Consider the following 22,159-nt stretch of genomic DNA (forward strand, 5'->3'; position numbering starts at 1 on the left):
GATACACATGACGCAACGCATATTCGGCACCGACGGCCTCCGCGGTCAGGTGAATATTTTCCCCATGCTTCCGGAACTGGCCCTGCGTTTGGGCCTTGCCGCCGGGCAATACTTTCGTAATGGCAAAAAGCGCCACCGCGTGCTCATCGGCAAGGACACCCGCGTGTCCGGCTACGTGTTTGAGACGGCGCTGACGTCGGGCTTTTGCGCGGCGGGCATGGATGTATTGCTGGTTGGTCCTATGCCGACCCCGGCCATCTCGTACCTGACCCGCAGCATGCGCGCGGACCTTGGGGTGGTGATTTCCGCCTCGCATAATCCCTTCATGGATAACGGCATCAAGTTCTTTGACCACAAGGGCTTTAAACTCCCCGACGAGGTGGAGGACCAGATTTCCGCCATGGTCATGAACCCCGATACCGCGTGGGACTACCCGGAGCCGGAGCACGTGGGCAAAGCCAAGCGCATTGGCGACAGCACCGGGCGCTACATTGTGGCGCTGAAGCATACCTTCCCGTCCGCGCTCACCCTCGACGGCGTAAAAATCGTCCTCGATTGCGCCAATGGCGCGACCTACAAGGTTGCCCCGCGCGTGTTTGAAGAGCTGGGCGCCGAGGTCATTAAGGTGGGCGTGGAACCCAACGGGCTGAATATCAACGACAAGTGCGGCTCTCTGTACCCCGAGGTGGTGGCTGACTGCGTGCGCCGCGAGGGCGCGGACATCGGCCTTGCCCTTGATGGTGACGGCGACAGGCTCATCGTGGTGGACGAAAACGGCCGCATCCTCGACGGCGATCAGATCATGGCCCTGTGCGCTATGGATATGATGGAGCGCGATGAACTGCCGGGCAAGCAGCTTGTCGCCACGGTCATGAGCAACATGGCGCTGGAGGTCTTCATGCAGGAGCGCGGTGGCAGCCTGCTGCGCACCGCTGTTGGCGACAGGCACGTTGTGGAGGCCATGCGCCGCGAGGGGGCAACCCTTGGCGGCGAGCAGTCCGGGCATCTTATCTTTTTGAACCACTCCACCACGGGGGACGGCATCCTTGCCGCCTTGCAGCTCCTACGCATCATGGTGGAGCGCGACAAGCCGCTCTCTGACCTTGCGCACCTTATTGAGCCCTTCCCGCAGAAGCTCACCAACGTGCACGTGGAGCGCAAAATTCCCTTCGACTCCGCCCCCGCGGTTATAGACGCTGTGGCCGGCGCGGAAAGCGAGCTTGGCTCGCGCGGTCGCGTGCTGCTGCGCTACTCGGGAACCGAGTCCGTGGCGCGCATTATGGTGGAGGGGCAGGATGACACCCTCGTTGAGCGGCTTTCCAGTCAGCTGGCCGAGACTTTGCGCGAACACTTGCGCTAAGTCGAAAAAAAGATAGTATATCATCGTCTTATATATACGATCCAGTAAGGAGACCAGCATGGACATCACGAAAGTCGTCATACCCGTGGCCGGATGGGGAACCCGTTCACTCCCCGCCACCAAGAACATTCCCAAAGAAATGCTGCCCATCTACAAAAAGCCTGTGGTGCAGTACGTGGTGGAGGAAGCCATCCAAACTGGGTTGACCGATGTCATTTTCGTCAACAACCAGAATAAAAAGATTATCGAAGACCACTTCGACTACAACTTCATCCTTGAGAATCTGCTGGAGCGCAAAGGCAAGCACGAACTGCTCAAGGAAATCCGCGACGTGGCCGAGATGGCGAATATCATCTCCGTGCGGCAGAAGCTGCAGCTTGGGCTTGGGCACGCCGTGCTCTGCGCCCGCGAGGTCGTCAAGAACGAGCCCTTTGCCGTTATGGTGGGCGATGACCTGATGTTTGGCGTTGACCCGGGCATCCAGCAGTTGGTGGATGTGGCCAAGGCCGAGCGTATGGCCGTTGTGGGCGTGGTGGAAGTGCCGCAGGAAAAGGTGGACCGCTACGGCATCATCAACGGCGAAGAATACGTCCCCGGCATCTTCCGCGTGCGCAGTGTGGTGGAAAAGCCCGCCGTGGAGGACGCCCCGTCGCGTATGGCTATCGTTGGCCGCTACGTGCTGACGCCCGAGGTCTTTGACCATCTGGACAAGGTGGAGCCGGGCGTTGGCGGCGAAATTCAGCTGACGGACGCGCTGGAACGCCTTGCTGCGGAAAACCGCCTGCTGGCGGTGCGCATGCGTGGCCGCCGGTTTGACGCAGGCGACTGGGCGGAGTACCTCACAGCCAACATCTACTTCGCATTGCAGGATGAAGAACTCCACGACGGTCTCGTGGCGAACCTTCTTGAACTCCTGCCTTGCAAATAATCCGTTGACCGGACATTCTGACCCCCGCCGGAATCCGTCCGGCGGGGGTATTTTTTTGTCATGAAACTCTGGCATGTAGCGCTTCCGTGCGCACCGTTTTCTATCCTGACCTACGCCCATCCCGCGTGCCTTGCCCCGGATGCCCTGCATCCCGGTCAGCGCGTGGTGGTGCCCCTTGGCCGTTCCTCGCGCCTTGGGGTCATCGTGCGTGAGGCGGACGCCGCCCCCAAGGGCGTTTCCATCCGCGAGATTGCCTGGCCCGCCGAGCAGGAGCCACTGCTTGACGCCCGTTTCATGGACCTTGCCGAGAACCTTGCCACCCGGCAGATGGTGGACCTTGGCCGCATCCTTGAGACGCTGCTCCCCCACGGCTACAGAACTGTCAAAATTTCCTTCAAGATATTCGATTCCCGCTTCCCCAAGCGCATGAGCGGTGCGGAACTCGCCGCCTTGTCACAGGAGGACCGCACGGCGCTGGCCGCGCTGTGGGCCGAAGGCCGTATGCAGGTGGCCGCGCGCAGTGTGGCGCAAAAGGAGCAGGAATACTGTTTTCTGACGCAGGACCCGCCGTGGCCTGTGCGTCCTACCGCCAAGCTCCAGACCGCGGTGCTGGAATACCTGTGGGACAACGGCCCCTCGCCGCGTCCCGCCGTCCTGCGCGACCTTGGCTCCAAGGTGTCCAACGCCCTGAACACGCTGGTGACCAACGGCGTGGTGAACATCGGCCCGCCCCCCGCATACCACGACCCGGATTCCTGCGTTATGGACGCCGTTACCGCTGATGTGCCGGACCTGTCTGGCGAACAGCAGGAGAGTGTGGACGGCCTCATCGCCGCCCTTGAGAGCGAGCGCCCGGAGACGCGCCTTGTGTTTGGCGTCACCGGCAGCGGGAAGACCCTTGTCTATCTGCGCCTTGCGGAAAAGGCGCTTGCCATGGGGCGTTCCGTCCTGCTGCTGGCGCCGGAGGTGGCCCTTGCCTGCCATCTGTACAAGGCCGTAAGCACGCACTTTACCGAGCGAAGCGTCCACCTGTACCACGGCTACCAGCCCCCGGCGAAGCGCGAGGAAACCTTCCGCGCCCTTGCCACGTCCACAGCGCCGGAGCTTGTGGTGGGCACGCGCTCGGCGCTTTTTTTGCCGGTGGGGCGCCTTGGCGCCATTGTGCTGGACGAGGAGCACGACACGTCCTTTAAGCAGGACGAGCGGTTGCCGTATCAGGCCAAGGAGGTGGCGCACTTCCGCACCCGTCAGGACGGCGGCGTGCTGGTGCTTGGCTCTGCCACACCGGACGTGAAGACCTTTCAGGCCGCGCGGCAGGGGGCCATCAAGGCTGTGACCATGGCTAACCGCGTGGGCGAGGGCACTTTGCCGGAGATTACGTTGGTGGACCTCAAGAACGAGCGCCCGTCCATGGGACCGCTCACGCCGACGGCGGCGGCCGCCCTCAAGCATGTGGTGGAGCAGGGCGAGCAGGCCATCATTATGCTGAACCGCCGTGGGTATTCACCGCTGATGTACTGCCTGAGCTGTGGGGCGGTGATGCGCTGCGGCAATTGCGACGTGGGCCTGACCTACCACAAGAACCGCGAACGCCTCGTGTGCCATTACTGCGGCGCAAGTAAGGAATTTCCCTGCACGTGCACCTGCGGCAGTTCCAACTTCTTGCCCATGGGCGAGGGGACGGAATCCATTGAGGAGACGCTGAACACCATCCTGCCCGCCGGAACCGGCGTGCTGCGGCTGGACCGGGACAGCACCCGGCGCCCCGGACGCATGGAGGCCATCCTTGACGCCTTTGCGCGGGAGGAGGCGCAGGTGCTGGTGGGCACGCAGATGTTGTCCAAGGGCCACCACTTTCCCAGCGTGACACTTGTCATTGTGCCTGACGGCGATATGGGGCTGAATATGCCGGACTACCGCGCGGCGGAGCGGACTTTCCAACTGCTGGTGCAGGTGGCGGGGCGCGCCGGACGTGGCGGCAAACCCGGCAACGTGCTCATCCAAACGCGCGACCCCAACCACTATTGCTGGGACTTTGTCCGGCGCAATGACTACAGCGGCTTTTTTGAGCGCGAGGTGGAACTGCGCCGCAAGTACAACTATCCGCCGTTCTCGCGCCTTGCCCTTGTGCGTATGAGCTTTCCCGCCGAATGGCCGCAGGGCGAGCAGCGCATTATGGAATTGGTGCGCCAGCTTGGCGCGGTGGGGCGCGAGCGGGGCGTGCGGGTGCTTGGTCCCGCGCCGTCGCCGTTGGCGTTTCTGCGTGGGCGCAAGCGCTACCAGTGCCTGCTGAAGGGCGAAGACTGGCCGTCCGTGCGGCAGGTCTACGCGCATGTGAAAAAGCACCTGTCCCAGCACTCCAAGATTCGCGTCTCCCTCGACCTCGACCCCGTCAACATGCTGTAGGCAGAAGGGATTCATGCTTTCCTCAACGCTTATCGTTGCGCTGGTGGTCTTTATCGGCGCGTTTACCCAAGGGCTGGCGGGCTTTGGCTTTGCCTTTTTCAGCCTGCCCATTATCTCGCTGGTGTTGGACTTTCAGACCTCGGTGGTTATCCTTGTACTGATGGCGCAGGTGATGAACCTGCTTATCCTCAAACAGCACGGTAGCCTGCCGCAGTGGGGCGACGTGCTGCCCCTGACGGCGGCAACCCTGCCCGGTATTCCCGTGGGCGTGGCTATGCTCCAGTATCTGCCGGTGTACGTCCTGCAGGGGACCCTTGGCATCATACTGGTGCTGTACTGCCTGTATATGTGGTTTGCCCGCCCGGTGCCCCGCGTGCTTGGCAAGGCGTGGATTGTGGTGGCAGGGTTCATTGCCGGGTGTCTTGGCGGCGCGCTCAACTCGCAGGGGCCGCCGGTGCTGATGTACGTTGCGCTTCAGCCGTGGGATAAGGACCGGGTGAAGGCCACAACAATCAGCTTCTTTATTGCCTCCGGGGTGCTGGTCATCGCGGCGCAGGCGTGGCGGGGGCTGATTACAGCAGACACGTTGGAGCTTTCCGCCCTGTGCCTGCCCGGCGTCCTACTTGGGGCCACCTGTGGCCGCCTTGCCTACCGCCGCCTTGGCGAAGGGGGCTTTCGGACGGTGTTTATCGGCCTGCTGTTTGCCCTTGGGCTGTTTATGCTGGTGAAGAGCGCAGGAGATGTTATATGACGGGCGAAACGGGAAAACTGCTCATCTGGCTGGGGCTGGCTATTGCCGCCGTTGGCGTGCTGCTGGTCTTTGGCGACAAGCTGCCATGGGGGCGCATTCCCTTTGGCCGCCTGCCCGGCGACATCAACATCCAGCGCGAGGGCTTTCGGTTTTCCTTCCCCATTGTGACATGCATTATCGTGAGCATTGTCCTGTCGGTGCTGTTTTCCATCTTTCGCAAGTAGCGCCGGGAGCACTTGGCGCTCCCCGCAAAAAAAAGCGCGGCCTCCTCATAACGAGGGGGCCGCGCTTTTTTGGTGCGGTAAGGCGAGGACTCGGCGTTACAGGTCGTTCCAGTCACCGGGGAGCTTTTCCCAGTTAATCTTGCCGATGGATTTTTTGTATTTGCGCAGCAGAACGTACAGCGCGCCGGGGCCGCCGTCGCGGGGCTGGGCGGACACGAAGGCCAGCACCACCTGCCGCAGCGGGTCGCGGGTGAGCCAATACTGCATCTCCTCGCGGATGATGCTGCGGCCCATGGGGGAGTTTTTGCCGCGTCCGGTGACCAGCAGAAGGTAGCGGTGCCCCAGCTGGTACTGCTTGCGCATGAAGTCGAGAAGCGTGTGGCACGCTTCGTCCACGGTCATGCCGTGCAGGTCAAGGCGCGCCTCGATGTCGTAGCTTCCGGCCTTGAGCTTGTTGAAAATTTTGGGGTCCAGACCTTGGACCTGCCCGTACTGGTAGCCCTCGGCGTAGTCCATATCAAAGGCGATATCGTCGTGCAGGAGCTTATGTACGCGCTCTCGGCTGAGGGCTTCCTCGGTGGAGAGCTTGGGCGCTTCCGGCTCTTTGGTCTTTTTGGGCACGGCGCGGCCGGATTCGCCGTCCAGCGTTTTGACGCCGGACATGGCGCTCAGGAACACGTCTGCCTCGGCGTCCGGGTCCACAGAGGCTGCGGGCGTGGGGGCGGGCTGGGCGGTTTTCTTGGGCGCGGGCTTTTCCGGGGCGCTGGCCTTGGGCTTGGCCGCCGCGGGCTTTGGCGCAGCATTTTTTGGGGGCACGCGTTTTGTGGTGTTCATGGGTTTCGTGCCTGTCATGGCGGAGAGGAACAGGTCGTCATCCTTGGCTTTCTCCACCTCGGGATCGGGCTTTTTCGGCTGAGGTGCGGGCTTGGGGACGCCTTTTTTTTCGTCGTCCTTCAGCTTGAGGCCTGCCTTTTTCAGTGCCGCAAAGGGCTTGTAATCTTGATCGTTCACCGTGGTCCTCCTGCGGCTTTTGTCACGCAGTGGGAAGGCGCTGTCAAGGTCCGCCCTCTGCGGTGTTTCGTCACTTTTGCTTTGCCCGGGCCATGTGTGGTGATAGTATCCCGTACAGGCTCCGCCCGAATTTTCGCTTGTGGCGGGCCTAAAAGGGCAGAGTGAACGAAGGAGGCCAGCGATGGGAGAAGAACGGCGACACGATGCGCAGGGCGGCGCGGGGGCTGCGCCTGGGGCGGCTGCGGAGGTGATGCAGCTCTTTGGGCAATATCTCCACGTGCAGGCGCGAAACAGACGCATCAAGCGGCTGACCGGCGTTTTGGTGCTGGGGCTGTTTGTGGTGTACGGCTCTCTGATTGCCGGACTGTTTACGCAGTTCAATCAGGAGGAATTTGTGGCGGCGCTGCGCGGGGAGGTGTTGGCCCTGCGTCCGCAGGCGGAGGTGATGCTCCGCGATGTGATTGAGGAAAACCGCGAGGAAACGCTGCGGCGTGTGGACAAAGCCGTGCAGCGTAATGCCCCGCTGGTGGCGGAGGCGCTGGACCGCGAAATTTCCCGCCTGGCCGAGGAAGCCAGCGTGGTCATGTACAACCGGGTGAACGGCTTTGTGAAGCGCCAGTTCGACACCCACGGCGCCGCGCTGTTTGGGCAATATCCTGAACTGGCGGACCCGGAGTACAGGGCCGATGTGGAGGAGCACATCCTCGCCGTGCTGGACCGGACCGTGGCGCGGGTGATGGATGACGAACTGCGCGGCATTGAAACGTCGCTTGAGGGTATGGAAAAGCTGCTGGCAATGCCCGAGGTGCGGGCGCGCGTGACCCTGATGCGTGACGACCCGGCGCACAGTTCGCGCTTTATTCAGGCGTTTATGGCGCTCATGGCCGGGCCGTATGCCCGCTAGGCGCGCTGTCGATATTTCCCGGTCCGGCCGGGTGAGTGCCGGGTGGACTGGCTGCGAGGAGGTGGCGCATGGCGCACGGACATGAAGAATTCGTATCCATGGAGCAGATGCAGTCGCGACTGGACGACGAGCTTGCGCGTGAGCGCAAGGCCAAAACGCGTAATATCGTCCTGGGCATCGTGCTTCTTGTGGGCGTGTGGTGGTACATGGGGTGGATTTACTCCAATCTGGGGCAGATGATGGACGAGGGCGAGATGGCCTCCATGCTGGGCGACTACGCGGAAGTGGAAGTCTTGCCCAAGGCGCGTCCCCTTGTGCGCGACTTCCTGCTGGAGGAGGTTCCCCGTGGGGTGGAGGATATTTCAAGGGCCGCGGTGGCGCGTTTGCCGCAGCTGCGCGCCGAGATGCTCAGCGCCTTTACCGCGCCGCTGGACGCCGAGCTGGCGGCGCTGGACGAGCGCATGACGGCGGAGATGCGGCGTGAGCTTGCCGCCAGCAGGCCACGCATTGAGCGCGTGCTTGCCGCACTGCCGGACGATCAGAAGCGGGAGCAAATGGCCGATGAACTGGCCGCCCTGTTCCGCACCTACTATTCCTTCCAGTCGCGCGAGATGGTGCGCGAGTTCCGGCAGGAGCTGGCAAGCGCGGAGCGGCATCTGCGGATGCTGCTGCTCACGCCGCCGGACGCGCTGTCACCATCGCAGGCGCGGCGGCAGGAACTGGTGTATCTGGCGCTGGCAACGCTGGAGAGCACCTTTGCCGGTGACGGCGCAAGCATAGTGGATGTGTTGCTTTCCGTGGCAACCGAGGGCCTTGACGACGAAAAATAACGCGCAGGTGCCTCGGCCAAAAGGGCGGCTTGCACTGGTGTGCGGGCCGCCCGCGTTGTATGACGGGGCGGGCCTGTCGTTGCGTGGTGTCCGCAGTCTTGGGGGGGGGGAGACGCGCCTTGCCTATGGCGCGGAGAGGTTGGGGGATGGCGGCGCCGCGCCGTGCGCCATGGTGCAGTCTTGCAGAGTGAAAGCGGTGCGGCATCGCGCGGGGACTGCACGAAGGCGGCGTAAAACAGTGCGTACGCAATGGACGTCTTGTGCACGGCGTGCAGGCTCTGGACAAGACGGCGGGCAGCGGCTATGGAAGCAATTCGCTGTCTGTGAAAATATGCTCAAACACGTTTCATTGTCCTGAGAGGAGGTTCATCCCATGTCCGATACTCCCGTTGAACGCAAAGCCGTGCTGATTCGCTTTTTGTACACCATTGTCATCTTCATTGCCTTTGAAGTGGTGCGCCTGTTGGCGGAGCTTGGTACGCTGGTGCAGTATGGCATCGTGCTTGTGACGCAGAAGGAGAGCGAGCCGCTGCGGTCGTTTTGCAATGCCATGTCGCGCTACGCCTACCTGTGCCTGCGCTACATGACCCTCAACTCCAACACCAAGCCCTTCCCCTTCGCCTCCTTGCCCAAGGATGTGGAAACGCCAGACACTCCCGTGGAGTACGGCAAGTAGAAGAGCTTGTCCGGCACGGTTGTGCCAGCCCGATACGCTGTTGCCGCCCCGTTTCGCCCCGCGCGAAGCGGGGCGTTTTTAGGCTGTTGGGGGCGGGGCGTTATCCGTGTGGGGCAGGCCGTACAGCACCGTGCGGGCGTAGACGAGGGCGAAGAGGGCGGCCGACCATGTCACGCCGAAGATGCCCCACCAGATGGCGGCCAGTCCAAAGTCGAACACATGGATGCTCAGCCAGAAGACGGCGGCGGGCGCGAAGATTTGACGGAACAGGCCTATCCAGATGGCGAACATGGGGCGCTTTAAGCCCTGCATGCACGCCACGTGGGCGTAGAGGACAACATAGGAATACAGCACAAAGGCGGCAATGCGCAGGTATTGTGTGCCAGCGGCTACAACGGCGGCGTCGTCCGTAAACAGGCCCATGAGCGTGTGCGCGCCGAGGAAGATAACCGCGGCGCCAATGCCCATCAGCCATGCCCCGTGAAGGAGGACCGTCCGCAGGGTCTGGCGGATGCGGTTAAAGTGCCCGGCGCCGTGGTTTTGGGCGGTGATGGACAGGACGGCCACATTCAGCCCGATGGTGGGCAGGAGCACGATTTGCTCCACGCGGGTGGCAATGCCGTAGGCGGCTACGGCTTCCTTGCCGAAGGAGGCGATGAAGTAGGTGATGATAAAGATGCCAAGGCCCACGGTGACCATATTGAACGCGGCGGGAAAGCCCTGATGCGCAATGGCCGCCAGTGGCCTTGCCTGCGGCTTGCATCCGGAACGCAGGCAGCCGTCCAGCAGGCCCGTTTGCCATGCCCGCCAGCCCAAATAGCACGCCCCCGCGGCCTGAATGACCACTGTGGCCAGGGCAATGCCTGTGATGCCGAGGGCCGGCAGACCAAACCCGCCGTAGATGAACCAAGGATCAAGGGCGAGGTTCAGGATGCTGCCCACGGCGAGGACGTTGCGGAAGGTTTTTGTGTCGCCCACAGCGTTCAGGACCGCGTTGAACATATAGGTCAGGATAAAGAAGACGGACCCGGCAAAGATGGGCCGCATATAGGCAAGACAATCGTCTAGATACGCGCCGGACGCGCCAAGGGTGCGAAAGAGGAGGGGCGAGGCCGCAATGCCCACCACCGTGATGGCCCCCGCCACCAGCAGGCCAAAGACAAGGGCTTGGCGCGACAGGGTGCGCGCTTCCTTCATGTTGTCCGCGCCAATGGCGGTGCCGATGAGGGCGGTTGCGCCGGTTTGCAGCCCACTGCCCATGGCAATGATGATGAAGAATACAGGAAAGGACAGCGATAGCGCGGCAAGGGCGCGCGTGTCCAAAAGCCCCGCGAAGTAGGTGTCCGTAATGTTGAACATGGTGTGGAAGAAAAAGCCGATGCTCGCGGGCAGCGCGATGCGCCGGACAAGTTCTGGCACGGGGCGTATGGTCAGCAGGTGGTCGTCGTTTCGCACAGGTTCTCCGCGTTGCGCCTCTGCGATAAGGCAGGCGTGTTGCGTTGTGGTCTCACTCCCAGGCCGTCCAGCCTTCACCGTGGGCGTTTGTCTTGGTATGGTCAAGAGGAATGCGAAGGAAGGGCTTTGATTGCCTTGGCGGAATTGGTAAAGAATTCCGGACGATTTGCCGAAAAGACAGGGGAGTGCCACGGCGCTGGGCCGTCTGCGTCATCTGTCAGCGCGTTAGAACGCGTAGGCTATGACGCCCCGGCGGCGCGAACCCCCCAATTGAGTCAACAAGGAGTTGCCAACCATATGTCCTCTTCGCTCAGGCGCGGCGCACTTGCCGCAATGCTCGCCGGTTGTATGCTGCTGGCCCTGCCCATGGCGGGCGTGGCCGCGCAGAAGGTGTCCTTTGTGTTCGACAGCCGCTTTGTGCCCATGTCCTACGTGCGCAACCAAAAGCCCATGGGCTTCGAGGTGGAAATCCTCAAGGCCGCACTCAACAGCACGGGGCTGAGCATCAGCTACACGCCCATGAAGGACTGGGACCGTGCGCAGGCCAACCTTGCCGGCGGCGTGGCCCATGTGGCCGCTGGTATGACGCGCACCCACCTGCGCGACAGGCTGTTCATCTATCCCCGCACGCCCACGGTGAATTTTTATCTGAAATTCTTTGTGCAGACGGGCTCGGACGTGCAGCGGGTGGACCAGATTCGCGGCAAGACCGTGGCGACAATCCGTGATACGCTGTACCAGCGTCTGCTTCAGGACTTTGGCGGCGTTATCGTCAAGCTGTACGACGACGGCGACAAGGCCCTTGCCGCGCTGGCCAAAGGCGAGGTGGACGCCTATTTCGGCGCGCAGAAAATTACCTACGACATGATGCGCCGGGAAAATTATACCAACATCCGGGCCGTTGGCGCTTCGCTGAGGCGCGTGCCTGTGTACTTTGCCGTCTACAAGGGCCAGCCCGAACTGCGCGAGACCATTGAGCGCGGCCTCAACCGCATCATGGCCAACGGCACCTACGACCGCATCTACCGCAAGTGGTTTGTGCCCGAACTCAGCACGGAGCAGCTCAAGGCCATGCTGAAGCAGGCGCAGGACGCGCGCGGCGCGGCATACTTCCCGGACCGTGGCCCCGGCGGCGGTGCGGTGGTTGTGTCCCGCTCCGGCAAGACCTACACCGCGGGCGACGTCAATGGCGGTCCCGCTGGCGGCTATACCGCGCTGGAGGCCGCTGTGATGCAGGCCGTGGCGGCGGGTGATCTTGAAATCCGCGCCGTGGCGGCCGTGAATGGCGAGGGCAAGCCCCGCTTCCTGTCCGGGCGCGAGCGCCAGCTGGTGCGCGAGTTTGGCCGCGACGTCCTCGTACTGTGGGAGCCATACCCAGATGAACTGGATACATGGATGATTGATAGGCTGCTGCCTTTTGGCGGCGGCGAAAGCATACGCGGTCAGCAGTAATCCCGTAACGGCCGGGAGCGCGCCTCCCGGCCCATCCCCACATGCTGTGGAGAGGAGAGGGTGAGATGGACAGCATTCTTGCGGCGGACATCGGCGGCACCAATGCACGTTTCGCCGTCTTTTCCCTGGATGGGGACGGGGCGCTGGTCATGGGCGAAAGCATCTGGCTGGAGACCGGGCGCTTTGCCAGCTTTGCGGACATGGTGGGGCAACTGGAGGTGGAGAAGTTCCCTCTGCTCCCGCGCGATGCCGATGTGGTGGGGCTGGCCGTTGCCGGTGCCATCCATGGGCGGACGTATAGCGACCCGCCGAATATCCCGTGGGATGTGGACCTTGCCGGACGCGACGCGCTGCTGTGTAAGGACTTCACCCTCATTAACGACTTTACGGCGCAGGCCTGCGCCTGCATGACGCCCGTCTTTGACGAGGCGCTTCTCATCCTGCCCGGCAAGGCCGAACCGGACACCACGCGCGCCGTTATCGGTGCGGGCACAGGCCTTGGCATGGCCGCGCTGGTCCCCGACGGCGCGGGCGGCTACCGCGTGATGCCCACTGAGGGCGGCCACAGCCTCTTCCCCTTTGTCAGCCGTGAGGAATTCGACTTTATGGACTTTGTCCGCGACAGGACGGGCCGCCGTCAGGTTATCGGCGACCTTGTGGTGACGGGCCTCGGGCTGAGCCTGCTGCATGAATTCTTCACCGGCGAACGCCTCGCCCCGGCGGAAGTGACCGCGGGGTTTTATTCCAAGTCCAAGATTCTGGCGTGGGCGGCGCGTTTTTATGGCCGCGCCTGCCGGAATTTTGCCCTGAGCACCCTTGCCCTTGGCGGGGTGACCATCAGCGGCGGCGTTGCGGCCCGTTCGCCGGAACTTGTCACCCATCCCGCCTTTGGCGATGCCTTCCGCTTTTCCGAAACTCACGCCGCTGTGATGGAACGCATTCCTGTTATGCTGAACGCCAACGAGGCCTCCGGGCTGTGGGGTGCGGCGCATGCGGCATTACACCATGTGCGTACGGGCGGGCACGTGACCTAGATCTGTTTTCGCTGTGCAGTGCATTTTCGTCCACAGTGCCTGCTGTCTGCCTGAAAAAGGCGTGATTTATCCCGTGTATTGTGGAGGTGGTATTGACTTTTTTTCTGTATCACCATACCACAAGACAATGAGTGTTCTTCGCATGTTAACGTGTTGACGCACTGAGGGGGATGCCTTGAAACGCCTCATTCTGGGTACGCTGGTACTCGCGGTGGTAATCGGTGGAGGTCTGCACAGTGCCCGGGCTACAACGCTCGGCGAACTGCTGCCCGGAATGATTGCGGAGCACGAGCGCCTGCACGCCGCGCAAAGCCGCGAGGACGCCGCGCAGTACCGCCTGCGGCAGGCCCGCGCCGCATGGTATCCGCGCCTCGACATCACGGGCGACGTTACCAAGGAAAACATCGAAAAGACCGGCGTTGCCGGAACGTCCCTCGGTCGCAATATCGAAAAGCTGCGCGCCACCCAGCTGCTGTGGGACTTTGGCCGCACCAACAGCATTATCGGCTCCAGCCGGGCCGGGTATGAGCTGTCCGAGGCCGAACGCGTCGCCGTCCGGCAGGCCCTGATTCAGGAAGGGGTCGCCGCCTACCTCAATTGCATCCGCGCCAGCAAGGTGCTGGCCTTTGCCCTCCAGTCCGAAGAAAACATCAAGCACCAGACCGGCATAGAGGAATCCCTCGTCAAGCGCGGCGCTGGGCTGTCGTCCGACGTGTTGCAGGCCAAATCGCAGCTTGCTGGCGTGGCCGCCCTGCGCGTTGTGGCCGAGGGCGACCTCGTCAACGCGCGCAACCGCTTCCGCGCCGTGTTCGGGCGCGATGTGACCGCCGACGAGATTGAATCCTTCATCCGTCCCGATGTCCCCTACGACAACGTGCCCGTTACGCTGGAGTCCGCCATTGCGCAGGCCATCAGCGACAATCCGAATTTGACCATGCTCCAGAAGAATGTGGACCTGACCGAGCACCAAATCGCCAGCGCGCGGTCCATGTTCTACCCCAGCTTCAATGCCTACGGCGAATACTGGCGCAAGGAGAACGACTCCGGCGTTGAGGAAATCAAGATTGAGCAGCGTGTGGGTGTGGAATTTGCCTACAACATCTTTGCCGGTGGCGGCGACATGGCCGCCCTGAGCGCCGCCAAGAGCGACAAGCAAAACGCCGCCAATTCCCTGAAGGATCAGGAGCGCACCATTGAGGAAGTGGTCCGTGTAAACTGGCAAAACCTGCTCACCGCCCGCGCCAAGGCCGAGTGGTTCCGCAACCAGGCCAATATCGAAGCGGAATTTCTGGAGCTGGCGCGCAAGGAACGCAAGCTGGGCAACCGCTCCCTGCTCGACGTGCTCACCGCTGAGGTCAACTACAACAACGCGCTGAGCGGAGCCATCTCCGCAGAGGTGGATCAGGACCTTGCGGCATTCAATCTGCTGTATGCCATGGGTGAGCTGGAGCTTGACCTGTTCGCCGCGCCCTAGCGCCCACCACGGTGGGTGACGCGCCCCAAAGCCGCTTGTGCCGGGCGCTCATCCGCGGCCCACGCACGGATCAAACCGGCAGACTGCATGCCACGGCATGGGCCTGTCGGTTTGTTGCATTTGGACCAAAGGAGGTCTTCCTCTGCCCCACGCCACGCCGTTTCCTTCCCTGACGGGGCATCTGGCCCGCCATCCCGCCCGCGCCGCTGAATTGCTGGCGGCCTCTCTGCTTATGAATCTTTTGGCCCTTGTGGATACCGTGTTTGTGATGATCGTGCTGCGGCGGTATGTGGCGCATGGTCTGGACGGAACCCTGTATCTGCTGGCCGGAGGAACGCTGGTGGCGGTGCTGGTGCTGTGGGGCGTGCGCCGGGCGCGAAACCGACTGGCCGCCGCCATGGACATGGGCCGCGCCGAAGCGGTGGAGGCCCGGACCATGGAGCATCTGGTTACCGCGCGGGTTTCGGGACTGGAGGCGGAGAGCGTGAGCGGGCGGGGCCTGATGAGCGATATTGCCGCTGTGCGCGCCGCCCTTGGCCCGCAAAATCTCTGCGCCACGTTGGACGCGCCATTTGTGGTGCTGTTCATTGTGGCCGTGTGGATGCTGCATCCGGTGATGGCCGTGGTGGTGGCTGTGGGCTGCGCTGTGGCCTGTGGCGGCGGGATGTGGACGGCGCGCCGTGGTGTGGCGCTTGCGCCGCGCCTTGAGCGTGCTGCGGACCGGGCGCAGCGTGTGGTGGCCAATATGACCGACGCGGGGGAGACCGTTCGCGCCTTTTGCGGCGGGGCGCTGGTGCGCGGCGCATGGACCGCCGCGCATCAGCGCCTTGCGCAGCTTCGGCGCGCTGCAGCGCATGTGGGCGGCACCGGGACCGCATTGACGCAAGGGGCGTCTGCGCTCTTGCGCGTTGGCGTGTTTGGCATTGGGGCAACGTATGTGGTCCGGGGCGGGCTGTCCGTGGCGGCGCTTATTGGCGTCAGTATGCTGGGGGCGCTGGCCCTTCGCGGTGTGTCGCAGTCCGTGCAGGCGTGGCAGAGCATCATGCGGGGGCGGCAGGCGTGGCAGCGGCTGGAGGAATTTTGGAGCCTGCCGCGCGAGGAGGAGCAGGGCGAGCCGCCGGCGCAGTGGGCCGGCGCGCTGCGCCTTGAGGACGTGAGCTTTGCATGGCCGGGGCGCAGTGCGCTGTTCTCGGGACTGTCCTGCAGCGTCCGGCCCGGAGATATTCTGCTGGTGACGGGACCGAACGGCGCGGGCAAGACCACGCTCCTTCGGCTGGTGGCGGGGCTTGTTGCGCCGCAGGGCGGTGCGGTGCGGGTGGACGGCGCGCGTTTGGCGCAGGTGCCTGCCTCGTGGTGGCGGCAGCAGATATGCGTCATGCCGCAGGAGGCCGTGTTTTTGGACGGCACCATTGCCGAGAATATGACCCTTGGCCCGCCGGGCGAATACGCCGTGGAGATGCAGGCCGCACTGGGAGTGGCTGGGATGCGGCGCTTTATCGATACCAGCGAGCATGGCGTGTCCGAGGTGCTGACCGGTGGCGGGGCCAAGCTCTCGCGCGGGATTCGGCGGCGGCTGGCCCTTGCGCGGGCGCTGGCGTCCGGTGGGCGCGTGGCGCTCTTTGACGAGCCAACGCAGAGCATGGACGCCGAGGGGCGCGCCTGCGTGTACGCGGCGCTCAATGCCATGGCGCGGGAAGGGCGCACCATTCTTGTGGCGTCGGACGATCCGCATATCCGCAAGGGCGCAACCTGCATGCTGGACCTTGCTGACGGCGCGTTTACGCGTGTGCGCGCCGCCGCCCGGTCCGCCCCAGCGTCCGGCGCGCAGGAGGTGCGGCAATGAAAGAGATGACCGCCCGCCTGACGCAGGCCGCGCCGCTGACCATGCGCCTTTTGGCCGCGACGGTGTGCGTGAATGTTTTATCCTTTGCCTCGCCGCTGTTTGTGATGCTCATCCTTGGGCAGTATACCAATACCGGATTTGACGGCACCCTTGTGACCTTTGCCGTGGGCATGGTGCTGGCGATGGCCTTGCAGGTGGCCTTGAAGCAGGTGCGTACGGCCATGGCCGCCGCCGTCAGCGAGGCCCCGGACGAGCGCCTTGCTGCGGGCGTGGCGGATGTGCTGACGCGGGCGCGCATGGGTGCGCTGTGGCGGGTGCCGGAGGCGCTGCGGCGGAGCATCCCCGCGCATCTCGACGCGGTGCGCAAGGCGTACAGCGCCACCAGTATTACCAGCGTGCTCGATGCGCCGTTCTGCCTCGCGTTTATTGCGGCGGCGTGGTGGCTCAGTCCGTGGGTTGGGGCGGTTGCCCTTGTGGGGGCGGCGGCGCTGCTAGGGCAGGGGCTTGCCGCAACGCGCGCGCAGCAGCGCACCATGCGCGAGGCCCTGCGGGAGGACATGACCCTGCGCGGCATGGTGGACAGCGCCCGGCGCGGCGCGGATACCGTCCGTCTGTTTGGGGGCGGCGTGTTTGTGCAGGATCGCTGCGCGCGGCAGGGGGCTACGGTTCGCGGCCTGAACATGGCGGTGGAGCGCATGCGTCTTGGCGGTATGAATGCGGCCATGACCATTCCCATCTTGGCGCGGGTGGCGGTGTACGCCGTGGGCGCAAAGGAAGTGGTGGTGGGCAACCTGACCGTGGCGGGGCTTATTGCGGCGAATATTCTTGTTTCGCGGGCGTTTGTTGTTGTGGCGCAGTTTGTGGGCACGGGCATGCGGCTGGCGCGTGGCAGGCAGGCCCTGCGCGATATCCGCGAGCTGTCGCGCGTGCCCCTAGAGGCGGGCAGTGGTACCGCGCTTCGGCAATTTTCCGGACGTCTGAGTCTGAGGGATGTCGCCTTTGCCTACCCCGGCAGCAGTGCGCCGCTGTTTGAATCCCTTACCGTTTCGCTGCCGCCGGGGACGGTGGCCGTGGTGCACGGGCCAAGCGGTGCGGGCAAGACGACCTTTGCACGCCTGCTGACCGGGCTTGTGGTGCCAACGCGCGGCGATGTGCTGGCGGACGGCATCACCCTGCGCCAGCTTGCCCCGGCGTGGTGGCGGGCGCAAGTTGTCTACGTGCCGCAGGAGCCAACCTTCGTCAGCGGCACCCTGCGCGAGAATATCACCCTCATGCGCCCGGACATGGACGACGAGGCCGTGGCGGAGGTGGTGCGGCTGTGCGGGCTGACGGCGCTTGTGGCGGACCTGCCGCAGGGGCTCCAGACGCCGCTGACGCAGGCGGGGCGCACGCTGTCCTATGGCATTCGCCGCCGCGTGGCCCTTGCCCGCGCGGTGACCACGCAGGGGCGGCTGGTTGTGATGGACGACCCCTTTGAAGGGCTGGACGAGGACGGCGTGGGCGTGGTGTCGGCAGTGCTGCGCGACTGCGCGAGGCAGGGGCGGACCATCGTTGTCTGCGCGGACGCGCCGGACGTCCTGACGGACGCGCATGTTCGGCTGGACCTTGGGCGCAAGCCGGAACCGGAAATTGTGTGGGCCGCCTCACCCGGGCGGCAACGCAGGAAGGAGCAGAGCGCATGACACAGACGCCAGTACAGCCGGAACACGGCGCCGACAGTGCGGCGCGGCGCAGTGAACGGGCGGCCCGGAGCTTTCTGTGGCTGTGTGTTGTGGGCGCGGCGGTGTTTGTGCTCTGGGCGGCCATCTTTCGGCTGGACATTGTGAGCATGGCGCAGGGCGAGGTTATCCCCAGCACCAAGGTCAAAAGCGTGCAGCACCTGGAAGGCGGCATTATCCGCGAGATTTTGGCGCGCGAGGGCGACGCCGTGGAGCAGGGTCAGCCCCTTGTCATTTTGGAGGAGACGTCCACCGGCGCCAGCGTGGAGGAAATAGCCATCCGGACGACCTCTCTGACGGCGGAGGTCGCGCGCCTTGATGCGCAGGCGCGCATGCTGGACGCCCCGGCCTTTCCTGATGGCTTTGCCACAGCGCATCCCAAGCTCGCGCGGCAGGCGACCACGCTTTTTGAAGCCAGCCGCCGGCGCCTTGAAAGCGAACTGACCGAACAGCGTGAAAACATCATCCAGCGCGAGCAGGACGTGAAGGAAATCCGCGCCCGCCTCAGGAACAACCGCCAGAGCCTCACCCTTGTGCGTGAGCAGGTAGCGCTGTCCGAAGAGCTGCTGCGCGATAATCTGACCACCCGGTATAAACATTTGGCCTACCTGCGCGAGCAGTCGGAGCTTGTCAGCCGCATAGAGCAGGACCGCGCGGCCCTGCCGCGTGCGCAGTCGTCCCTTGCCGAGGCGCGTGAACGGCTGGTGCGCCTTGAGCGCGCCTACCGCGAGGAGGCACAGCAGGACTTGCGTAAGGCCCGGCAGGAGCTGGAGGAGTTCTCCCAGCGGCTCAAGAAATTCCGCGACAGTCTGCGGCGGACGGTTATCCGCTCCCCCGTGGAGGGCGTGGTGAAAACCCTGCACGTGGTGACGCGCGGCGGCGTGGTGCGTCCGGGCATGACCCTTGTGGACATTGTGCCCTCAAGCGACAGGCTGGTGGTGGAGGCGCATTTGCCCATTTCGGACATTGGCTACGTGCAGGAGGGGCAGAGCGCCATTGTACGCCTTGCCTCGGCGGATGCGGCGCGCTTTGGCAAGCTGGATGGGCGCGTGGTGCATGTGAGCCCGGACACCTTTACCACGCCGGAGGGGCAGACTTTCTATTCTGTGCGTATTGAGACCGAGGGCGACGGCTTTTCCCACGGCGACTTTCAGTACCGCCTCATCCCGGGGATGCTGGTCATGGCGTATATCCATACCGGTCAGCGCACTGTGCTGGAATACCTGACGGACCCCTTCCTTGGCGCCATGGGGCAGGCCATGCAGGAGCGATGACTATGCGCGTGCTGCTGGTGCATCCCAATTTCCCTGCGCAGTTTCGGCACGTGGCGCGCGCCCTTGGCGCGGATAGTGCGACGACGGTGGTCTTTGCCACCACCAACCCGCGCCCGGACTGGACCATCCCCGGCGTGAAGAAAGCGGTGTTCTCTCCGCTCAAGGCCGAGGCGGAAGCAAAGGATGGCGACGCCCATCAGCAGGCCCTGCGGCGGCTGGTGACGCCGTTTCGCGACGCCGCCGCGCAGGGCGAGGCCATGTACCGGCTGGCCCACAGGATGAAGCGCTCCGGCTTTACGCCCGACGTCATCTACGCCAGCTCTGGCTGGGGGCCGAGCCTCTACCTCAAGGACGTGTGGCCCGAGACGCCCCTCATGTGCTATTTCGAGTGGTTTTATGATCCCTTTGGCGAGGACGCATGCTTTGGCCGAAAGCCTCCGCCTAAGAAGGGGCTGGCCCCGCCGCAAACGCTGCGCTCGCGCAATGCGGCAATATTTAATGACCTGTGGGCCTGCGAGCAGGGCCTCTCGCCTACGTTGTGGCAGCGTTCCCAGTTTCCCGGCGAATACCATCATAAAATGGCCGTCCTGCACGACGGCGTAAATACCAACCTCTTCCGTCCACGGCCGGGGACGCCCATGCAGTTGAAAAACTGCGACCTGTCCGGCGTGCGGGAGGTCATTACCTTTGCCGGACGCGGCATGGAACCGTACCGGGGCTTTCCGCAGTTTCTCACCGCGCTGGAAATGGTCCTGCGCCGTCGGCCCGGGGCGCACGCCGTCATCGCCGGGTCGGAACGGGTGTGCTACGGCACCCCGCACCCCAGCGGCAAAAGCTATAAGGCCATCATGCTGGAGGAATTGGACCTGCCGCAGGACCGCGTCCACTTTGTGGGGGCACTGCCCTACGGCGAGTACCGGCGGATGCTGGCGGCATCCTCGGTACATGTGTACCTGACGCGGCCCTTTGTGCTGTCGTGGTCGGCTATTGAGGCCATGGCCAGCGGCTGCTGTCTTGTCGTTTCGGATACGTCCCCCGTACGCGAGGCCATGCGTGATGGCGAGAGCGCGCATTTTGTGAATTTGACGGACCCGAAGGATATTGCCGCGGGCATTGAACGGGTGCTGGACGATGCGCCCTATGCGGAGCGCCTCCGGCGCGGCGCGCGCGAGACAGCAGTCAGCCGCTACAGCTTGGAGCATTTGCTCCCCATGCACTTGCGCCTCATCGGCAACACCGCGAACCGCGGCAAGGTGGTACATGGCGCACTGGACAGCCCGGACCGCCCTGAAACTGCGCCCCCGGAGCGGGCAGAGGGGCCGGTGGCGAAGGGCGGCGGATGATGGCCTCCGGCGCCTAATCGAGAATAACGGTGCTGACGTCCACAGCGTATTTTCGGATGCGGTTGTGCACCGTGCCCCGGCTGACGCCCAAGAGGCGCGCGGCGGCGGCCTTGTTGCCGCCTGTGGCGCGCAGGGCGGACACCAATTGCGCGCGTGGGCCTGCGGGGTGGTGCGGGGCCCCCTCGTGTGGTGCGGCGGGGCGAAGCGGCGGGGCGCTTTGGGCGTGCTCTGCGTCGTTATGAGGCTGGGGCGTGGTGGCATCCGCTGGCGGCGGGCATGCCGCGTCTGCGCCCATGAGGGAGGGCGGCAGGTGTTCCGGCAGGATGGGGCCGGCGTCTGCGATGACGCAGGCGTATTCGAGGGCGCTTTTTAGCTCGCGCACGTTGCCCGGCCAGCGGTGGGCCATGAGGCGGCGCATGGTCTCGGGCGCAATGCCCGCAATGTCCGCGCCGGAGCGCTGGCTGATGTCGTGCAGGAAAAAGTCCGCCAGCAGGGGGATGTCCTCGGCGCGTTCGCGCAGGGGCGGAATATGGATGGGGATGACGTTGATGCGGTAGTAGAAGTCGCGCCGGAAGCGGCCCTCCTGCGTCAGGCGCTCCAGATTGCGGTTGGTGGCGGTGATAATGCGGGCGTCTACGGTGATGGGGCGGTTGTCGCCAACGCGCTCGATGCGTTTGCTTTCCAGAACGCGCAGCAGCTTGACCTGTATGGACAGCGGCACGTCGCCGATTTCGTCCAAGAAGATATCCCCGCCGCGTGCGGCCTCAAAGCGCCCTTCGCGGTGGCGGATGGCTCCGGTGAACGCGCCCTTCACATGCCCAAAGAGTTCGCTTTCAAGGATGCTCTCGTTAAGGGCGGCGCAGTTGCACTGGATGAACGGCCCGTTACTGCGCGGGCCAAGGGCGTGGATGGCGTAGGCGGCCAGCTCTTTGCCGGTGCCGGATTCGCCGGAGATGATGACCGGCGCGTCCGAGGCTGCGGCCCGCTCAAGGATGCCGTAGAGCCGCTGCATGGCCGGAGCATGCCCCACCATGCCGTGAAAGCCTGTGTCGAACAGGCGGGTGAGCTCGTCGATGCGGCGCTTTTGGGCGTCCAGTTCGGAGATGTCCGTCAGGGTTTCCACCGCGGCAATGACGTTGTCGCCGTCCATGAGCAGGCGGGCGTTTTTAATGACGGGGACGGAGGCGCCGTCCTTGCGGATAATGCGGCAGCGCTTGCGCGGTTCGCGCCGGGTGTCGAAGAGCGCGCACCAGTGCTCGCGCCCCTTCTGGCGGGAAATGGCGCAGACGTCGCACTGGAGCATGGTGCAGGGCTGGCCTGTGAGTTCCTCGCGGCTGTAGCCCGTCATGGCGGCCATGGCGTCGTTGACCATGCGGATGCGCCCGTTGGGACCGATAATCATCAGCCCCTCGGCCATGGTCTCAAGAATATCTTCCAGCGAGTTCTTGATGGGGTCGATGTGCATTTCTTGGACAC

General features: G+C 64.0%; 18 protein-coding genes. 15 read left to right on the forward strand and 3 right to left on the reverse strand.

Going from position 1 to position 22,159, the window contains the following annotated elements; translation table 11 throughout:
• The first annotated feature begins 7 nt into the window (after positions 1–7).
• Genes glmM through ACYQ2T_RS04640 form a run of 5 tightly spaced genes read left to right on the forward strand, consistent with a single transcriptional unit; the run spans position 8 to position 5,669 of the window.
• Positions 8–1,360, forward strand: coding sequence for a phosphoglucosamine mutase (gene glmM, locus ACYQ2T_RS04620; RefSeq protein WP_459898822.1), 1,353 nt, complete (start codon positions 8–10; stop codon positions 1,358–1,360).
• Between the two features lie 58 nt (positions 1,361–1,418).
• Positions 1,419–2,288 (forward strand): UTP--glucose-1-phosphate uridylyltransferase GalU, encoded by an 870-nt coding sequence (galU, locus tag ACYQ2T_RS04625; RefSeq protein WP_459898824.1) that lies wholly within the window; start codon positions 1,419–1,421, stop codon positions 2,286–2,288.
• Between the two features lie 60 nt (positions 2,289–2,348).
• Positions 2,349–4,694, forward strand: coding sequence for a replication restart helicase PriA (gene priA, locus ACYQ2T_RS04630; protein WP_459898826.1), 2,346 nt, complete (start codon positions 2,349–2,351; stop codon positions 4,692–4,694).
• A gap of 13 nt (positions 4,695–4,707) precedes the next feature.
• Entirely contained in the window at positions 4,708–5,445 is a 738-nt protein-coding gene (locus tag ACYQ2T_RS04635; protein WP_459898827.1) for a sulfite exporter TauE/SafE family protein, read from the forward strand.
• Positions 5,442–5,669, forward strand: coding sequence for a DUF2905 domain-containing protein (locus ACYQ2T_RS04640; RefSeq protein WP_459898829.1), 228 nt, complete (start codon positions 5,442–5,444; stop codon positions 5,667–5,669). Before ACYQ2T_RS04635 ends, ACYQ2T_RS04640 begins: the two co-directional genes overlap by 4 nt.
• A gap of 96 nt (positions 5,670–5,765) precedes the next feature.
• Here the strand turns inward: ACYQ2T_RS04640 and ACYQ2T_RS04645 are convergent, their stop codons facing one another.
• Positions 5,766–6,680 (reverse strand): Smr/MutS family protein, encoded by a 915-nt coding sequence (locus tag ACYQ2T_RS04645; protein WP_459898831.1) that lies wholly within the window; start codon positions 6,678–6,680, stop codon positions 5,766–5,768.
• Positions 6,681–6,861: 181 nt separating this feature from the next.
• On the opposite strand from ACYQ2T_RS04645, the gene ACYQ2T_RS04650 reads away from it, so the two are divergent.
• From ACYQ2T_RS04650 to ACYQ2T_RS04660, 3 genes are all read left to right on the forward strand, one after another.
• Entirely contained in the window at positions 6,862–7,584 is a 723-nt protein-coding gene (locus tag ACYQ2T_RS04650; protein ID WP_459898833.1) for a hypothetical protein, read from the forward strand.
• A 68-nt stretch (positions 7,585–7,652) separates the two neighbouring features.
• Positions 7,653–8,414, forward strand: coding sequence for a hypothetical protein (locus ACYQ2T_RS04655; protein ID WP_459898835.1), 762 nt, complete (start codon positions 7,653–7,655; stop codon positions 8,412–8,414).
• Positions 8,415–8,787: 373 nt separating this feature from the next.
• Positions 8,788–9,090 carry a DUF4389 domain-containing protein gene (locus tag ACYQ2T_RS04660; protein WP_459898837.1) on the forward strand — a complete coding sequence of 101 codons (303 nt, stop codon included), beginning with the start codon at positions 8,788–8,790 and terminating at the stop codon, positions 9,088–9,090.
• A gap of 78 nt (positions 9,091–9,168) precedes the next feature.
• Here the strand turns inward: ACYQ2T_RS04660 and ACYQ2T_RS04665 are convergent, their stop codons facing one another.
• Positions 9,169–10,545 (reverse strand): MATE family efflux transporter, encoded by a 1,377-nt coding sequence (locus ACYQ2T_RS04665; protein ID WP_459898839.1) that lies wholly within the window; start codon positions 10,543–10,545, stop codon positions 9,169–9,171.
• A 297-nt stretch (positions 10,546–10,842) separates the two neighbouring features.
• On the opposite strand from ACYQ2T_RS04665, the gene ACYQ2T_RS04670 reads away from it, so the two are divergent.
• From ACYQ2T_RS04670 to ACYQ2T_RS04700, 7 genes are all read left to right on the forward strand, one after another.
• The gene (locus ACYQ2T_RS04670; RefSeq protein WP_459898841.1) at positions 10,843–11,997 is read left to right on the forward strand and encodes a transporter substrate-binding domain-containing protein; all 1,155 of its coding nucleotides are present in this window, start codon (positions 10,843–10,845) and stop codon (positions 11,995–11,997) included.
• A gap of 65 nt (positions 11,998–12,062) precedes the next feature.
• Positions 12,063–13,031: a glucokinase gene (locus tag ACYQ2T_RS04675; RefSeq protein ID WP_459898842.1), complete on the forward strand. Its 969-nt coding sequence runs from the start codon at positions 12,063–12,065 to the stop codon at positions 13,029–13,031.
• Between the two features lie 175 nt (positions 13,032–13,206).
• Positions 13,207–14,505, forward strand: a complete 1,299-nt coding sequence (locus ACYQ2T_RS04680) for a TolC family protein (protein WP_459898843.1) — start codon at positions 13,207–13,209, stop codon at positions 14,503–14,505.
• A gap of 97 nt (positions 14,506–14,602) precedes the next feature.
• Positions 14,603–16,348: an ATP-binding cassette domain-containing protein gene (locus ACYQ2T_RS04685; protein WP_459898845.1), complete on the forward strand. Its 1,746-nt coding sequence runs from the start codon at positions 14,603–14,605 to the stop codon at positions 16,346–16,348.
• Entirely contained in the window at positions 16,345–18,030 is a 1,686-nt protein-coding gene (locus tag ACYQ2T_RS04690; RefSeq protein WP_459898847.1) for an ATP-binding cassette domain-containing protein, read from the forward strand. The genes ACYQ2T_RS04685 and ACYQ2T_RS04690 overlap by 4 nt, the downstream gene beginning before the upstream one ends.
• A complete protein-coding gene (locus ACYQ2T_RS04695) occupies positions 18,027–19,340 on the forward strand; it encodes an HlyD family type I secretion periplasmic adaptor subunit (RefSeq protein ID WP_459898848.1) in 1,314 nt (437 codons plus the stop codon). Before ACYQ2T_RS04690 ends, ACYQ2T_RS04695 begins: the two co-directional genes overlap by 4 nt.
• Positions 19,341–19,342: 2 nt before the next feature.
• On the forward strand, positions 19,343–20,683 hold the full coding sequence (locus ACYQ2T_RS04700; protein WP_459898850.1) for a glycosyltransferase: 1,341 nt from the start codon (positions 19,343–19,345) through the stop codon (positions 20,681–20,683).
• A gap of 13 nt (positions 20,684–20,696) precedes the next feature.
• Here ACYQ2T_RS04700 and ACYQ2T_RS04705 read toward each other — a convergent pair whose 3' ends face one another.
• A complete protein-coding gene (locus ACYQ2T_RS04705) occupies positions 20,697–22,148 on the reverse strand; it encodes a sigma-54 interaction domain-containing protein (RefSeq protein ID WP_459898852.1) in 1,452 nt (483 codons plus the stop codon).
• Positions 22,149–22,159: the final 11 nt, after the last annotated feature.

The organism is Desulfobaculum senezii (assembly GCF_054657395.1).